The 14,578-nt window shown below is 68.9% G+C and carries 11 protein-coding genes; 5 read left to right on the plus strand and 6 right to left on the minus strand.

Features of this window, described 5'->3' with window-relative positions; genetic code table 11:
- Window positions 1-22: 22 nt before the first annotated feature.
- The 4 genes from ITJ66_RS10865 (at window position 23) to ITJ66_RS10880 (ending at window position 6,363) form a co-directional block, all read left to right on the plus strand.
- Window positions 23-2,842, plus strand: coding sequence for an aconitate hydratase (locus ITJ66_RS10865; RefSeq protein ID WP_194644583.1), 2,820 nt, complete (start codon window positions 23-25; stop codon window positions 2,840-2,842).
- Between the two features lie 143 nt (window positions 2,843-2,985).
- On the plus strand, window positions 2,986-4,950 hold the full coding sequence (dxs, locus tag ITJ66_RS10870) for a 1-deoxy-D-xylulose-5-phosphate synthase (RefSeq protein ID WP_194644584.1): 1,965 nt from the start codon (window positions 2,986-2,988) through the stop codon (window positions 4,948-4,950).
- 55 nt (window positions 4,951-5,005) lie between these two features.
- Window positions 5,006-5,389 carry a MerR family transcriptional regulator gene (locus ITJ66_RS10875; protein ID WP_191941081.1) on the plus strand — a complete coding sequence of 128 codons (384 nt, stop codon included), beginning with the start codon at window positions 5,006-5,008 and terminating at the stop codon, window positions 5,387-5,389.
- The gene (locus ITJ66_RS10880) at window positions 5,386-6,363 is read left to right on the plus strand and encodes an aldo/keto reductase (protein WP_194644585.1); all 978 of its coding nucleotides are present in this window, start codon (window positions 5,386-5,388) and stop codon (window positions 6,361-6,363) included. Before ITJ66_RS10875 ends, ITJ66_RS10880 begins: the two co-directional genes overlap by 4 nt.
- A gap of 105 nt (window positions 6,364-6,468) precedes the next feature.
- On the opposite strand, the gene ITJ66_RS10885 is transcribed toward ITJ66_RS10880, so the two are convergent.
- From ITJ66_RS10885 to ITJ66_RS10900, 4 genes are all read right to left on the minus strand, one after another.
- Window positions 6,469-8,610: a 3-hydroxyacyl-CoA dehydrogenase NAD-binding domain-containing protein gene (locus ITJ66_RS10885; RefSeq protein WP_194644586.1), complete on the minus strand. Its 2,142-nt coding sequence runs from the start codon at window positions 8,608-8,610 to the stop codon at window positions 6,469-6,471.
- Window positions 8,611-9,816: a thiolase family protein gene (locus tag ITJ66_RS10890; protein WP_194644587.1), complete on the minus strand. Its 1,206-nt coding sequence runs from the start codon at window positions 9,814-9,816 to the stop codon at window positions 8,611-8,613.
- A 74-nt stretch (window positions 9,817-9,890) separates the two neighbouring features.
- On the minus strand, window positions 9,891-11,138 hold the full coding sequence (locus ITJ66_RS10895; RefSeq protein WP_192017970.1) for an HRDC domain-containing protein: 1,248 nt from the start codon (window positions 11,136-11,138) through the stop codon (window positions 9,891-9,893).
- Window positions 11,131-11,676, minus strand: a complete 546-nt coding sequence (locus tag ITJ66_RS10900; RefSeq protein WP_228501575.1) for a DUF3000 domain-containing protein — start codon at window positions 11,674-11,676, stop codon at window positions 11,131-11,133. Before ITJ66_RS10900 ends, ITJ66_RS10895 begins: the two co-directional genes overlap by 8 nt.
- 76 nt (window positions 11,677-11,752) lie before the next feature.
- On the opposite strand from ITJ66_RS10900, the gene ITJ66_RS10905 reads away from it, so the two are divergent.
- Window positions 11,753-13,009: a S9 family peptidase gene (locus ITJ66_RS10905; RefSeq protein ID WP_079705892.1), complete on the plus strand. Its 1,257-nt coding sequence runs from the start codon at window positions 11,753-11,755 to the stop codon at window positions 13,007-13,009.
- 16 nt (window positions 13,010-13,025) lie between these two features.
- Here the strand turns inward: ITJ66_RS10905 and ITJ66_RS10910 are convergent, their stop codons facing one another.
- Complete coding sequence (locus tag ITJ66_RS10910; RefSeq protein WP_191941084.1) at window positions 13,026-13,460, minus strand: SufE family protein; 435 nt, start codon at window positions 13,458-13,460, stop codon at window positions 13,026-13,028.
- Window positions 13,461-13,543: 83 nt separating this feature from the next.
- On the minus strand, window positions 13,544-14,446 hold the full coding sequence (locus tag ITJ66_RS10915; RefSeq protein WP_192017969.1) for a sulfurtransferase: 903 nt from the start codon (window positions 14,444-14,446) through the stop codon (window positions 13,544-13,546).
- Window positions 14,447-14,578 lie beyond the last annotated feature (132 nt).

A 14,578-nucleotide genomic window follows, 5' to 3' on the forward strand; every position in this document is an offset into this window, starting at 1 on the left:
CGCCAACGAAGGAGAAGACGATATGTCCACCGTGAACAGCTTCGGGGCGAAAGACACCCTGACTGTCGGGACGACCGACTACGAGATCTATCGCATCGACACGGTGGAGGGTCACGAGAAGCTGCCGTTCAGCCTCAAGGTGCTCCTCGAGAACCTGCTGCGCACCGAGGACGGTGCCAACATCACCGAGGCGCACATCCGCGCGATCGGCGACTGGGTTCCGACCGCGGACCCCGACACCGAGATCCAGTTCACCCCGGCTCGCGTCGTCATGCAGGACTTCACCGGCGTGCCGTGCATCGTCGACCTCGCCACCATGCGCGAAGCGGTCGAGGCACTCGGCGGCTCCGCCGACAAGATCAACCCGCTCGCCCCGGCCGAGATGGTCATCGACCACTCGGTCATCGCCGATCTCTTCGGCAGTGAGAACGCGCTCGAGCGCAACGTCGAGCTCGAGTACGAGCGGAACGGCGAGCGGTACCAGTTCCTCCGCTGGGGCCAGACGGCGTTCGACGACTTCAAGGTCGTCCCGCCGGGAACCGGCATCGTGCACCAGGTCAACATCGAGTACCTCGCCCGCGTCACCATGACGCGCGAGGTCGGCGGCGTCCTGCGCGCCTACCCCGACACCTGTGTCGGCACCGACTCGCACACGACCATGGTCAACGGCCTGGGCGTGCTCGGCTGGGGCGTCGGCGGTATCGAGGCTGAGGCTGCCATGCTCGGCCAGCCCGTGTCGATGCTCATCCCGAAGGTCGTCGGCTTCAAGCTGAACGGCTCCATCCCGACGGGCGTCACCGCGACGGACGTCGTCCTCACCATCACCCAGATGCTCCGCAAGCACGGCGTCGTCGGCAAGTTCGTCGAGTTCTACGGAGCAGGCGTCGCCGAGGTGCCGCTCGCGAACCGCGCCACCATCGGCAACATGAGCCCCGAGTTCGGCTCGACGGCCGCCATGTTCCCGATCGACGACGTCACGCTCGACTACCTGCGCCTCACCGGTCGCAGCGACGAGCAGATCGCGCTGGTCGAGGCCTACGCCAAGACCCAGAAGCTGTGGCACGACGCCGACCAGGAGCCGGTCTTCAGCGAGTACCTCGAACTCGACCTCGCCACCGTCGTCCCGTCGATCGCCGGCCCGAAGCGTCCGCAGGACCGCATCGAGCTGACGGACGCGAAGGCTCAGTTCGAGCGCGACCTCGTCGACTACGCCACGGTCGAGCACGACATCGTCGACCTCGTCGGCGCCGGTTCCTTCCCCGCCTCCGACCCGGCCGGCACCACGCCGCAGGACGAGGACGAGAACAACCACCACCACCACACGCACCGCAGCCACGCTCCGGCGTCCCTCTCGAAGCCCACCCAGGTCACCCTCGAGGAGAACGGGGTCGACTTCACCCTCGACCACGGTGCCGTCGCGATCGCCGCGATCACCTCGTGCACCAACACCTCGAACCCGTCGGTCATGCTGGCCGCAGGCCTCCTGGCCCGGAACGCCAGCAAGAAGGGCCTGAAGGCGAAGCCGTGGGTCAAGACCACGCTCGCTCCGGGTTCCAAGGTCGTCACCGACTACTACGCGAAGGCCGGTCTCACCGAGTACCTCGAAGACCTCGGCTTCTACACGGTCGGCTACGGCTGCACGACCTGCATCGGCAACTCCGGTCCGCTGCTCGACGAGATCTCGACCGCCGTCCAGGACAACGACCTCGCCGTCACCGCCGTCCTCTCGGGCAACCGCAACTTCGAGGGCCGGATCAACCCAGACGTCAAGATGAACTACCTGGCGAGCCCGCCGCTCGTCATCGCGTACGCCCTCGCAGGGTCGATGAACTTCGACTTCGAGGTCGACGCGCTGGGTGTCGACGCCGACGGCAACGACATCTTCCTGAAGGACATCTGGCCCGACGCGGCAGAGGTCCAGGACACGATCGACACCTCCATCAACAAGGAGATGTTCGACCACGAGTACAGCGGCGTCTTCGACGGCGACGAGCGCTGGCGTTCGCTCCAGACCCCCGAGGGCTCGACCTTCGAGTGGGACGAGCAGTCGACGTACGTGCGGAAGCCCCCGTACTTCGACGGCATGACCATGGAGACGACCCCCGTCTCCGACATCGTCGGTGCCCGCGTCCTCGCGAAGCTCGGCGACTCGGTCACGACCGACCACATCAGCCCGGCCGGCAACATCAAGGCCGACTCGCCCGCAGGCCGGTACCTCGACGAGCACGGCGTCGGTCGGAAGGACTACAACTCCTACGGCTCGCGCCGCGGCAACCACGAGGTCATGATCCGCGGCACGTTCGCGAACATCCGACTGAAGAACCAGCTGCTCGACGGCGTTGAGGGCGGCTACACCCGCGACTTCACGCAGGCCGATGCACCGCAGTCGTTCATCTACGACGCGTCGCAGAACTACCAGGCCGAGGGCACGCCCCTCGTCATCTTCGGTGGCAAGGAGTACGGCTCCGGTTCCTCCCGCGACTGGGCGGCCAAGGGCACGAGCCTCCTCGGTGTCAAGGCGGTCATCACCGAGAGCTTCGAGCGCATCCACCGCTCGAACCTCATCGGCATGGGCGTCGTCCCGCTGCAGTTCCCGGAAGGCGAGAGCTGGGCCTCCCTCGGACTCGACGGCACGGAGATCGTGTCGATCGCCGGTCTCGAGGAGCTCAACAACGGCACGACGCCGAAGACGGTCCGCGTGACCGCCGTCCCGAGCGAGCACTCGGCTCCCGGCAAGGAGCCGGTCGAGTTCGACGCGGTCGTCCGCATCGACACGCCAGGTGAAGCCGACTACTACCGCAACGGCGGCATCCTGCAGTACGTGCTCCGCAGCCTCGTCTGACGACGAGGCTCTACCACCAGGCCGGTCCCGACAGCAACCGTCGGGGCCGGCCTGCTGCGTTCGCCGCCCACTCCGCCCACGACGCGTACACTCGAAAGACGGGCTCCGAGCGATCGGACGGCCCACGGTGGAGGGACGACAGCGTGACAGTGCTCGATCAGGTGAACGGACCCCGGGACCTCGACGGCCTCTCCGAGGCGGAACTCGTCGAACTCGCCGGCGACATCCGCGCCTTCCTCATCGCGAACGTCTCGAAGACGGGCGGACACCTCGGTCCGAACCTCGGCGTCGTCGAGCTCACGATCGCGATGCACCGGGTGTTCGACTCCCCAACGGACCCGATGGTGTTCGACACCGGTCACCAGTCCTACGTCCACAAACTCCTGACCGGCCGTCAGGAGTTCTCCGGGCTCCGGACCCGGGGCGGCCTCGCCGGCTACCCGCAGCGTTCCGAATCCGAGCACGACATCGTCGAGAGCTCGCACGCGTCGAGCTCGCTCAGCTGGGCGGACGGTATCTCCCGCGCCTTCCAGATGACCGGGCAGGACGAGCGCCATGTGGTGGCGGTCGTCGGCGACGGCGCGCTGACGGGCGGCATGACGTGGGAGGCGCTCAACAACATCAGCGATGACAACACCCGCCGGCTCGTCATCATCGTCAACGACAACGGCCGGTCCTACGCGCCGACCATCGGCGGTATGGCGCGGTTCCTGAGCGGTGTGCGGACCCGCCGGAGCTATCGCGACCTGCGCGAGCGCAGCCAGCGGGCCTTCAACCTCCTCGGCGGTCCGGGACGCGCGCTCTATCGGGGCGTCCGCGGAGGTGCCCACGGGTTCCTGTCCCGCCTCACGAACAACGAGGCGCTCTACTCCAACCTCGACATCAAGTACATCGGGCCGGTCGACGGACACGACATCCACGCGATGGAGGAGGCCCTGACCCAGGCGAAGCACTACGGCGCACCGGTGATCGTCCACGCGATCACCGAGAAGGGTCGTGGGTTCCAGCCGGCACGGGACGACGACGCCGATCAGTTCCATGCCGTCGGGGTGATCGACCCCGAGACCGGGGAGCCCGTCGGGGCGGCCGCCCGCCCGTCCTGGACGGCCGTGTTCAGCGAGGAGATGCTCGCGGTGGCCGAGGCCGACGACCGCGTCGTGGCCATCACGGCCGCCATGCTGCGACCGGTCGGGCTCCACGCCTTCGCCGAACGCTTCCCCGAGCGCGTGCACGACGTCGGTATCGCCGAGCAGCACGCCTTCACCTCGGCGGCCGGGCTCGCCTTCGGTGGACTGCACCCGGTGGTGGCCGTGTACGCGACGTTCGTGAACCGTGCCTTCGACCAACTGCTCATGGACGTCGCGCTGCACCGTGCGGGGGTCACGGTCGTCCTCGACCGCGCCGGAGTGACCGGCCCCGACGGACCGAGCCACCACGGCATCTGGGACCTCGCGATCCTGCAGGTCGTCCCGGGTATCCGGATCGCGGCACCGCGTGATGGCGAGCGGCTGCGCGAGGAACTGCGCGAAGCCGTGTCGATCAACGACGCCCCGACCGTCATCCGGTTCCCGAAGGGCAGCGCCCCCGCCGAGCTCCCGGCCGTCGAGCGTCTCCACGACGGTGTCGACGTCCTCCGGACGACCGAGCAGCCGGACGTCCTCATCGTCGCCGTCGGCCCGATGGCGCCCATCGCGATCGACGTGGCGGACCGACTCGCCCGGCAGGGCATCGGCGCGACCGTCGTCGACCCCCGCTGGGTGGTCCCCGTCGCCGAATCGCTCGTCGAGCTCGCCGCGGCACACCGGCTCGTGATCACCCTCGAGGACGGCATCCGCGTCGGAGGCATCGGCACCCGCATCAGGCAGACCCTCCGCGAGGCCGGCGTCGACACGGCCGTCGACGAGCTCGGCGTGCCGGACGAGTTCATCGACCACGCGTCCCGCGAGCAGATCCTCGAGGATGCGGGCCTCACGGCGCAGCAGATCGCCCGCGATGTCGTGGCACAGGTCCTCGGCAGCCGGATCCCCGTGGCCCGCCCACTGCCTGACGACCGCGTCGAGCAGGACACGTCTTCGGAGCGGAGCACGACGAGGCCGCACGGCGCCTGACCGCGGGCTGTGGCGCGCTTGACTTCGAGTGCACTCGAAGTCGTATCGTGTGGACATGACCACTCTCCACGAGGGCTACGCCATCTCCGACGTCGCCGAACAGACCGGACTGAGCGTCCACACGCTCCGGTACTACGAGCGCGCAGGGCTCATGCCACGTCCGATCGGCCGCAGCTCATCGACGCACCGCCGCTACAGCGAGGGCGACGTGTCCTGGGTCGTGTTCCTGACGAGGCTCCGGTCGACGGGCATGCCGATCGCGACGCTCCGCGAGTACACGGTGTTGGCTCAGCGCGGTGACGACACCGCCGAGGCGAGGCTCGAGCTGCTGCTGCGGCATCGGATCTCGTTCCTGGCCCGCCTCGAGGAGATGCAGCAGTCGCTGGAGGTCATCGATCGCAAGATCGAACTCTACACAGAACAGGTGGCAACACGATGAAGCACATCACACTCGGCACAGCGGGACCAGACATCGCCCGGATCGGCCTCGGCTGCATGGGGATGTCGGCGTTCTACACCGGTGCCGCCCTCGACGATGCGGCGTCGACCGCGACGATCCACCGTGCCCTGGACCTCGGCGTCACCTTCTTCGACACCGCTGAGATGTACGGTCCCTACCTCAACGAGGAACTGCTCGGAGCTGCACTCGGGTCACGCCGGGACGAGGTGACCCTCGCGACCAAGTTCGGGACGATCCGCAATTCCAGTGACGGACAGTTCGGCGCCGATGGCAGCGCCACGAACGTGCGCCTGTCGATCGAGGGATCGCTGCGCCGGCTCGGGACCGACGTCGTGGACCTCTACTACCTCCACCGCGTGGATCCGGGCGTGCCCATCGAGGAGACGGTGGGTGCCCTCTCGGAGCTCGTCACCGAGGGCAAGATCCGGTACATCGGTCTGTCGGAGGCGGCTCCGGACACGATCCGGCGTGCGCACGCCGTGCACCCGATCACGGCTCTGCAGACGGAGTACTCGCTCTGGAGCCGCGACCCCGAGGCGGAGATCCTGCCGACCGTCCGTGAGTTGGGCATCGGTTTCGTCCCGTACTCGCCGCTCGGTCGTGGGTTCCTCACCGGCACGATCCGATCGCTCGACGTGCTCGACGAGACCGACTTCCGTCGCGCCAACCCGCGCTTCACGGGGGACAACCTCGCTGCGAACATCGCGATCGTCGAGGAGGTCGACCGGATCGCCGCGTCGCTCGATGCGACACCGGCCCAGGTGGCGCTCGCCTGGTTGCTGGCCCAGGGTGACGACATCGCACCGATCCCCGGCACGAAGCGGATCCCGTACCTCGAGGAGAACCTCGGCGCCGACGAGCTCTCCCTGTCGGCCGACGCGCTCGCTCGACTCGACGCACTCCGTCTCCCTGCCGGTGACCGGTATCCGGACATGAGCACCGTCAACCGCTGAGCTCCGGCATGCGCTGAGGGCTGGCGTCGCTCGAGGCTCGACCACGAGAGCGGGGTGCCGTCCACCGATGGTGGAGGACACCCCGCTCTCGCGACACCGCGCGGACTACGCCTGGACGCCCCGGATGGGCGGGTGGTGGAAGGTCTCGCCGAAGGCACGCTCGCTCGCACCGACGCGGTCCAGGTACGGCGTCGCTCCGCCGTCCTGGAACGGCCAACCCGCACCGAGGATGAGCCCGAGGTCGATGTCCTGGGCGGCTGAGACGACGCCCTCGTCCAACATGAGCTTGATCTCCGAAGCGAGGCCGTCCTCGACCCGTCGCAGGATCTCGTCCTCGCTGAGCGGGCTGTCGCCCGTGACGAGTACCTTCTGAGCCTGCTTCGTGAAGCCGGTCACCTTGCCGCCCTTGTCCTTCTCGACGACCGAGTCCAGGCCGGCGAGCCGGTGGAGGTTCTCCGACGCGAAGAACCGGTCGGGGAACTTCCCGACCATCGTGTCCTGCACGTGCGCGGCGACCTTCCAACCGACGAGGTCGATGAGCTGGAAGGGCGTCATCGGCAGGCCGATGGGCGCGAAGGCACGTTCGACCGTCAGCAGCGGGGTGCCGGCGTCCAGGGCGTGCGCCGCCTCACCCATGACCTTCGCCAGGAGTCGGTTGACGATGAAGCCGGGAGCGTCGGCGGTGAGGATGGCGCTCTTCTTCAGCTTCGCCGCGGTGGCGAAGGCCGTCGCGAGCGTCTCGTCGTCCGTCTGGGGTGTGCGGACGACCTCAAGCAACGGCATGACGGCGACCGGGTTGAAGAAGTGGAAGCCGACGAGCCGCTCGGGGTGCGCGAGCTTCGCCCCGATCTCCTCGACGGAGAGCGAGGAGGTGTTCGTCGCGAGGACCGTCTGCTCCGAGACGTACTGCTCCACCTCGGCGAACACGCTCTGCTTGACGCCGACCTCTTCGAAGACGGCCTCGATGACCCAGTCGCAGTCCGCGAAGTCGGCCTTGTCCGTGGTTCCGGACAGGAGCGCCTTCAGGCGGTTCGACTCGTCGGGGGAGATGCGGCCCTTCCCGCGGAGCGTGTCGATCTCGCCGTGGATCCGGGCGACGCCGGCGTCGACGTGGCCCTGGTCGAGGTCGGTGATGACCACCGGCACCTGGAGTCGCCGGAGGAAGAGCAGTGCGAACTGGCTCGCCATGAGCCCGGCACCGATGATGCCGACCTTCGTGACCCGCCGGGCGAGCTGCTTGTCGGGCGCTCCTGCCGGGCGCTTGGCGCGCTTCTGCACGAGGGCGAACGCGTACATGCTCGCCTGGAACTGGTCGCCGACGATGAGCTCGGACAGCGCCCGGTCCTCTCGCTCGAACCCCTGTGCCTTCGTGCCGCTGCGGGCGGCCTCGAGCAGGTCGAGGGCCGCGTAGGGCGACTTCGCGACCGTGCCGATCTTGCTCTCGAGCATCTTGCGGGCGGTGCTGATGGCGAGCGGCCACTTGATCGTCCGCTCCACTTTGCCCGGCACGTTCTTGCGCTGCACGGTCACCGTGCCACCGAGCACCCCGTCGGCCCAGCGCAACGAGTCCTCGAGGAAGTTGGCGGACGGGAACATGACGTCCGCGATGCCGTAGGCGAGCGCGTCCTGCGCCTTGAGCATCCGGTTGTTCTTGAGCGGGTTCGAGATGACGACGTTGAGTGCGTTCTCGATGCCGATCAGGTTCGGGAGCAGGTAGGCGCCGCCCCAGCCCGGGATGAGTCCGAGGAACACCTCGGGGAGCGCGATCGCGGGCGCCGAGGCGTCGACGGTCCGGTAGTTCGCGTTGAGGCCGATCTCGAGTCCGCCACCGAGCGCGAGTCCGTTGATGAAGACGAAGGTCGGAACGCCGAGGTCCTCGAGCTTGCCGAAGACATGGTGGCCGAGCTGCGCGAGCTTGGTCGCGACCTCACGGGAGGGGATGTCGCCGACCTTGCTCAGGTCGGCGCCGGCCGCCAGGATGAACGGCTTGCCCGTGATGGCGACACCGTCGATCTCGCCGGATGCGGCACGGGTCCGTTGCGCCTCGAGGACGCCGTCGAGCTCGAGCAGCGTGACCGGGCCGAGCGTGTTCGGCCTCGTGTGGTCGCGTCCGTTGTCGAGGGTGATGAGCGCGATCGTGCGTCCGCTCGCCACGGTGACGTCCTTGACGAAGGAGCGCGTCACGACCTCGTCGTCGCCGCTGATCGCGACGAGCTCCGAGAAGTCGATGGTCGTGTAGTCGGTCATCTACTTGCGTCCCTTCTTGCCGGTGAAGTACGGGTTCTCCCAGATCACGGTGCCGCCCTGGCCGAGGCCGACGCACATCGCCGTGAGGCCGTAGCGCACCTCGGGGTGCTCGGCGAACTGCGCCGCGAGCTGGATCATGAGTCGGACGCCGGATGCCGCGAGCGGGTGCCCGACCGCGATCGCGCCTCCCCACGGGTTCACCCGCGGGTCCTCGTCGTCGATGCCGAAGTGGTCGAGGAAGGAGAGCACCTGCACGGCGAAGGCCTCGTTCAGTTCGAACAGACCGATGTCCTCGATCGACAGACCGGCCTTCCGCAGAGCCTTCTCCGTGGACGGCACGGGACCGATGCCCATGATCTCGGGCTCGACGCCCGCGAACGCGAAGCTGACGAGGCGCATCTTCGGCGTGAGGCCGAGTTCCTTCGCCGTCGAGGCACTGGCGAGCAGACTCACCGTGGCGCCGTCGGTCAGCGGCGAGGCGTTGCCTGCGGTGACACGGCCGTGGGGCCGGAACGGCGTATTCAGTCCGGCGAGCCCCTCCATCGTGGTCTCGGGACGGAGCCCTTCGTCGCCGGTGGCGAGTCCCCATCCGCTGTCGCTCCGGAGCGCGACCGGGACGAGGTCGGGCTGGATCCGTCCGGCTTCGTAGGCGGCCGCGACTTTTTGCTGACTACGCATGCCGAAGCGGTCGGAGCGTTCCTTCGTGAGCTGCGGGAACCGGTCGTGGATGCGCTCGGCCGTCTTGCCCATGTTCAGCGCGTCCTCGCTGACGAGGCGCTCGGCGAGGAACCGTGGGTTCGGGTCGGCGTCCAGCCCCATGGGGTGACGTCCCATGTGCTCGACGCCACCGGCGAGGACGAGGTCGTAGGCACCGAATGCGATGCCGCTGCCGAGCGTCGTGACGGAGGTCATCGCTCCGGCGCACATGCGGTCGATCGCGAATCCGGGTACGGATTTCGGTAGGCCGGCGAGCAGCGCGGCGGTCCTGCCGAGCGTGAGCCCCTGGTCGCCCTGCTGGGTCGTCGCCGCGATGGCGACCTCGTCGATGCGGTCGAGCGGCAGACCGGGATGACGTTCGAGCAGTCCGATGATCGCCTTGACGATCAGGTCGTCAGCCCGGGTGTTCCAGTACATGCCCTTTTCGCCGGCTCGTCCGAACGGTGTCCGGACTCCATCAACGAATACGACGTCGGCTTGTTCGGCCACGTTGCCTCCTCATTCTCGGGGTACGCCCCGATCCTAGGCGGCAGACACGGGTGGACACCCGGGTGCAGCGCTTCCTACGAAGCGTCCGGGTCAGGCTCCACCGGGGATTGGGCCGACTCGACAAAGGCGTCGGTGATCGCCCGGGCGGTCGCGTCGATCTGCCAGGGGCGTGCCTCGTGCTCGGCGAGTGCTGCAGCGACCGTCTCGACGGTGAGTGGTTCGGGCGGCGTCCAGGCCAGTCGGCGCAGCGTCTCCGGCGTGAGCAGGTTCTCGACCGGCATCGTCAGGAACTCCGCCGTCGCGAGGATCTTCGTCCGTGCCGCGGTGTACCTGGCGTGCGCGTCCGGATTCTTGTCGGACCAGCTGCGCGGGGGTGGCAGCGTGTCGCTCGCTGGTCGGGCACCGGGGAGGTCCTCGGTGGTCTGGCCGGTGTGGATCGCGTTCCACCAGAGGTCCAGTTCGGTGCGGCTCGCGCGCCCACGGAAGTCCGAGAGCGCTGCGAGGTCGCGCTTCGAGCTGGGGTTGGCCTTCGCGGCCGCGGTGATCGAGGCGTCGGGGATGAGCCGCCCGGGGGCGGTGTCGCGGCGCTGCGCGAGTTCGTCACGCGCGACCCAGAGCTCGCGAGCGACGGCGAGGTTGCGTTGTCCGCGCACGGCATGGAGTCCGGAGAGGCGGCGCCAGGGCTCGGCGCGGGGTGCCTTGGCCTCCCGGGCGAGCGTGGCCTGGAACTCCTGCCGCGCGATGTCGCTCTTCCCGGCATCCTCGATGCGGGCTGCCAGTTCCTCTGCGGCGTCGACGAGCAGCTCGACGTCGAGCGCCGCGTACTCGAGCCAGGAGGCGGGGAGCGGGCGGGTCGACCAGTCGGCGGCGGAGTGCTCCTTCGCCAGATGGATGCCCAACAGTTCTTCGACCACGGCGCCGAGCCCGACACGCGGCAGCCCCAGCAGACGGGCACCCAGCTCGGTGTCGAAGAGCTCGCTCGGGTCGATGCCCACTTCGCGGAGACATGCGAGGTCCTGGCTGGCCGCGTGCAGGATCGACCGCTCGCCCTGGATCAGGGCACCGAGTTCGGCCATGGAGCCGATGGCGGGCGGGTCGTAGAGGAAGACCCCGGCACCGCGACGGTAGACCTGGATCAAGTAGGCCCGCTGCGAGTAGCGGTAGCCCGACGCCCGTTCGGCGTCGAGCGCGAACGGTCCGTGACCCGCCGCGAGCACCTCGAGGGAGGCGAGGTAGGCCTCGCGGGTGTCGGTGACGACCCGTGGTGCGGTGGGCGCGGGCGGCGGGAGGAGCGGTGCTGATTCGGGCGCCGCGTCACTCACGGTGAGCTCGTTTGACGGACAACAGGGAGACCCCTTCGGTGGTCGGAGGCAAGCCGGCGAGCATGCACAGCAGCTCTCCCCATCCTTCCACGTGCGCCGCGACGTCGCTCTCCAGCGGTGTCCACGACGCTCGAAGCTCGATCTGTGCGCCGTCGCCCTGCCGGGCGAGCTCCCCGAAACCACTCGAGATGATCTTCGTCGCGGTACCGGACGCTGCCTGGTAGGAGGCGCCGCGGGTGTCGAGGGCGTCCACGAGCCAGGACCAGGCGACCTCGGCAAGGAACGGGTCGAGTCCGATCTCGGTCTCCAGGGGGGCCTGGGCGAAGCAGACGACGCGGAAGCGTCCACCCCAGGCGTCAGAGCCGTCCGGGTCGTAGAGGAGGACGAACCGCCCCGTACCGAGGTCGGAGTCGGCATCGTGGCGACTCGGCGAAACGTCGGCCGCGAGGGCGATGGCGAACGGCGCGAGATTGCTCGGCGCGGGGATCTCCGTGACTCTCAGATCGGGCCGGACGGCTGCAGCGCGAACAGCGTCCATCGCTCGGGCGAACTCTTCGGGAACCTTTGCCGTCGTCGGACTCTCTACCACGAGTGAAGACTAGAGTTACATCCCGATGAATGGGCAGAGGCACGCCGGGCGGAGACGCGGACCCGGGTCGCAGGCAGGCGGTCGAGGAGCGGCGAGCACCGGCATCCGACGGCGGGGTTCGGCGACGGATGCGATCGTCATCGCCGGTGGAGCCGCTGCCGCTGTCGGCGCCCTCGGACTCGCCGTCGTCGCGACCATCGCCCGCAAGGTGGTGGTCCCGGCTCGGGACCGCCCGAGTGAGGCTCGCATCGTCGGGTTGGACCGTGCCGGCGGGACGGTCGAACTCGTCGCGTCCCCGGACACGATCGTCCCCGGCCGCTACGGCAGCTGGGTGACGAGACGGGCCGCCTACGTGCAGCTGGGCGACATCCTCGAGGTGCGGCAGCACACCGTGGTCCGGACGCTCCTCGGCGGCGACGTCGACGCACTCCGCGTCGGCCAGGAGGCCGAGTTCAGCGGGTGGTTCTTCCGCCGCCCGGAGGAACTGGGCCTCGCCCACGAGGACGTGCTCGTCCCGACCCCGCTCGGGCCGGCGCCGGCGTGGGCGATCCACCCGGAGGACGGGCCGTCCACCCGCTGGGCCGTCCTGGTGCACGGCCGGGGGACCACGCGATCCGAAGCGCTCCGAGCGGTGCCGAGCTTCCGCAACGCCGGGTACTCATGCCTGCTCGTCTCCTACCGCAACGACGGCGACGCTCCGCCCGCACTGGACTTCCGCTACGCGCTCGGCGACGAGGAGTGGCGCGACGTGGACGCCGCCATCGGTTGGGTTCGTGAACAGGGCGCCGCCGACGTCGTACTCATGGGCTGGTCCATGGGCGGAGCGATCGTGCTCCAGGCGTCACGGCGGACGACGCACCCCGAACTCCTCCGCGCCGTGGCGCTCGATTCGCCGGTCATCGACTGGGTGGACGTCCTGCAGCACCAGGCCCGCGAGAACCGGATCCCGAGCGTGGTCGGTCGGGTCGCCCTGCTCGCCATCAGCCGCCGGTGGGGACGCCTCCTGACCGGGCAGGCGACGAGCATCGATCTCGGTCGGCTCGACTACGTCGCCAACGCCGCCGACCTCGCCTTGCCGATCCTGCTGATGCACAGTGACGACGACGGTTACGTGCCGGCAGGGCCGTCGCGGGCGCTCGCCCTCGCACGACCGGACATCGTGACGTTCGTCCCGTTCACCGTCGCACGTCACACGAAGCTCTGGAACTACGACCCGGAGCGTTGGACCGCCGCGGTCTCGGACTGGCTCGACGAGCTCGTGCCGCTACCGCCCGGGCACTGACCGACGGGCCGACGACTCAGGCGAGTTCGCGGAGGCGGCGCTTCGTCCGGCCGAGCAGCGCCGACATCCCACGCAGTCGCAGTGGCGACACCGCCCGGGAGAGTCCGATCATCTGTGGGAAGTCGTCGGGGACGGCGAGGACCTCGTCGACGGTGAGTCCGGCGAGCCCCTGGACGAGGATGCTCGCGAACCCGCGAGTGGTGGGCGCTTCCTCGGGAGCCGTGGCGAAGAGGTGCACGATGCCGTCCTCGTCGACCTCGACGAAGAAGAACACGGGTGCCTGGCACTCGAGCACCCGCTCCATGAGATCGGGGTGGTCGCGGTAGCGCTCCGGGAGGTCCGGCAGCTCGTCGCTGAATTCGAGGAGCAGCTGCAGCCGTGAGCGTTCCTCGATGGCGAGGAACTCATCTCGGATCTCGGCGAGGTTCGGGGCGAGGAGGGAATCGGTCATGGTCACTCCAGTATCGCAGCCGGGAACAGCGGACCGCCCTCCCGCACAGTGAAGCCGTGCGGGAGGGCGGTGGGTGGACGAGCTCAGCGCGTCGGTGCGTCGCCTGGCTCGGCGCCCTGCACGATCGGCACGCGCACGGCGCTGCCCCATTCCGTCCAGGACCCGTCGTAGTTGCGGACGTTGTCGAACCCGAGCAGGTGCTGCAGGACGAACCACGTGTGGCTCGACCGCTCGCCGATGCGGCAGTAGGCGATCACCTCGTCGCCCTCGGCGAGGCCCGCGCCGTCGCGGTAGATCGCGTCCAGCTCCTCGGCCGGCCGGAAGGTGCCGTCCTCGGCGACCGCCTTACCCCACGGGACGCTCTGTGCACTCGGGATGTGACCGGCGCGGAGCGCACCCTCTTCGGGGTAGGCGGGCGCCGTGGTGCGTTCACCGCTGTACTCCTCGGGGGAGCGGACGTCGATGAGCGGCTTGCCGAGGTGGGCGAGCACGTCGTCCTTGTAGGCGCGGAGGGCCGTGTCGTCGCGCTCCACCACGGGGTACTCGACGGCGTCGCGCTCCGTGGCTTCGCGGGTGATCGCCCGGCCGTCCGCGATCCACTTGTCGCGTCCACCGTCGAGCAGCCGGACGTCCTCGTGTCCGAAGAGGCTGAAGACCCACAGGGCGTAGGCGGCCCACCAGTTGTTCTTGTCGCCGTAGATGACGACGGTGTCGTCTCGCGAGATCCCCTTGGACCCGAGCAGCGCGGCGAACGCGGCTCCGTCGATGTAGTCGCGCTCGACCGGGTCGTTGAGGTCGGTGTGCCAGTCGACCTTCACCGAGCCGGGGATGTGGCCGGTCTCGTAGAGGAGGACGTCCTCATCGGACTCGACGACGACGAGACCGGGTTCACCCAGGTGCGCTTCAAGCCACTCCGCCGTGACGAGGCGCTCGGGGTGGGCGTAGGCGGTGAACTTGGTCGAGGTCGAATCGGCGTCGACGGTCATGGGTACCTCCGGTCGTGCAGCTGGCTGCGGTGGGGCTCGGGTGTCGTGCATCTAGGCTGGAAGCCTGTCCCTTCGACAGTACGCCGTCCGCACCACCGAACCGCACCGATGCGTCAGACGCCGTAACCCAGC

This window comes from Plantibacter sp. VKM Ac-2885 (genome assembly GCF_015351205.1).
Lineage (GTDB): Bacteria > Actinomycetota > Actinomycetes > Actinomycetales > Microbacteriaceae > Plantibacter > Plantibacter auratus.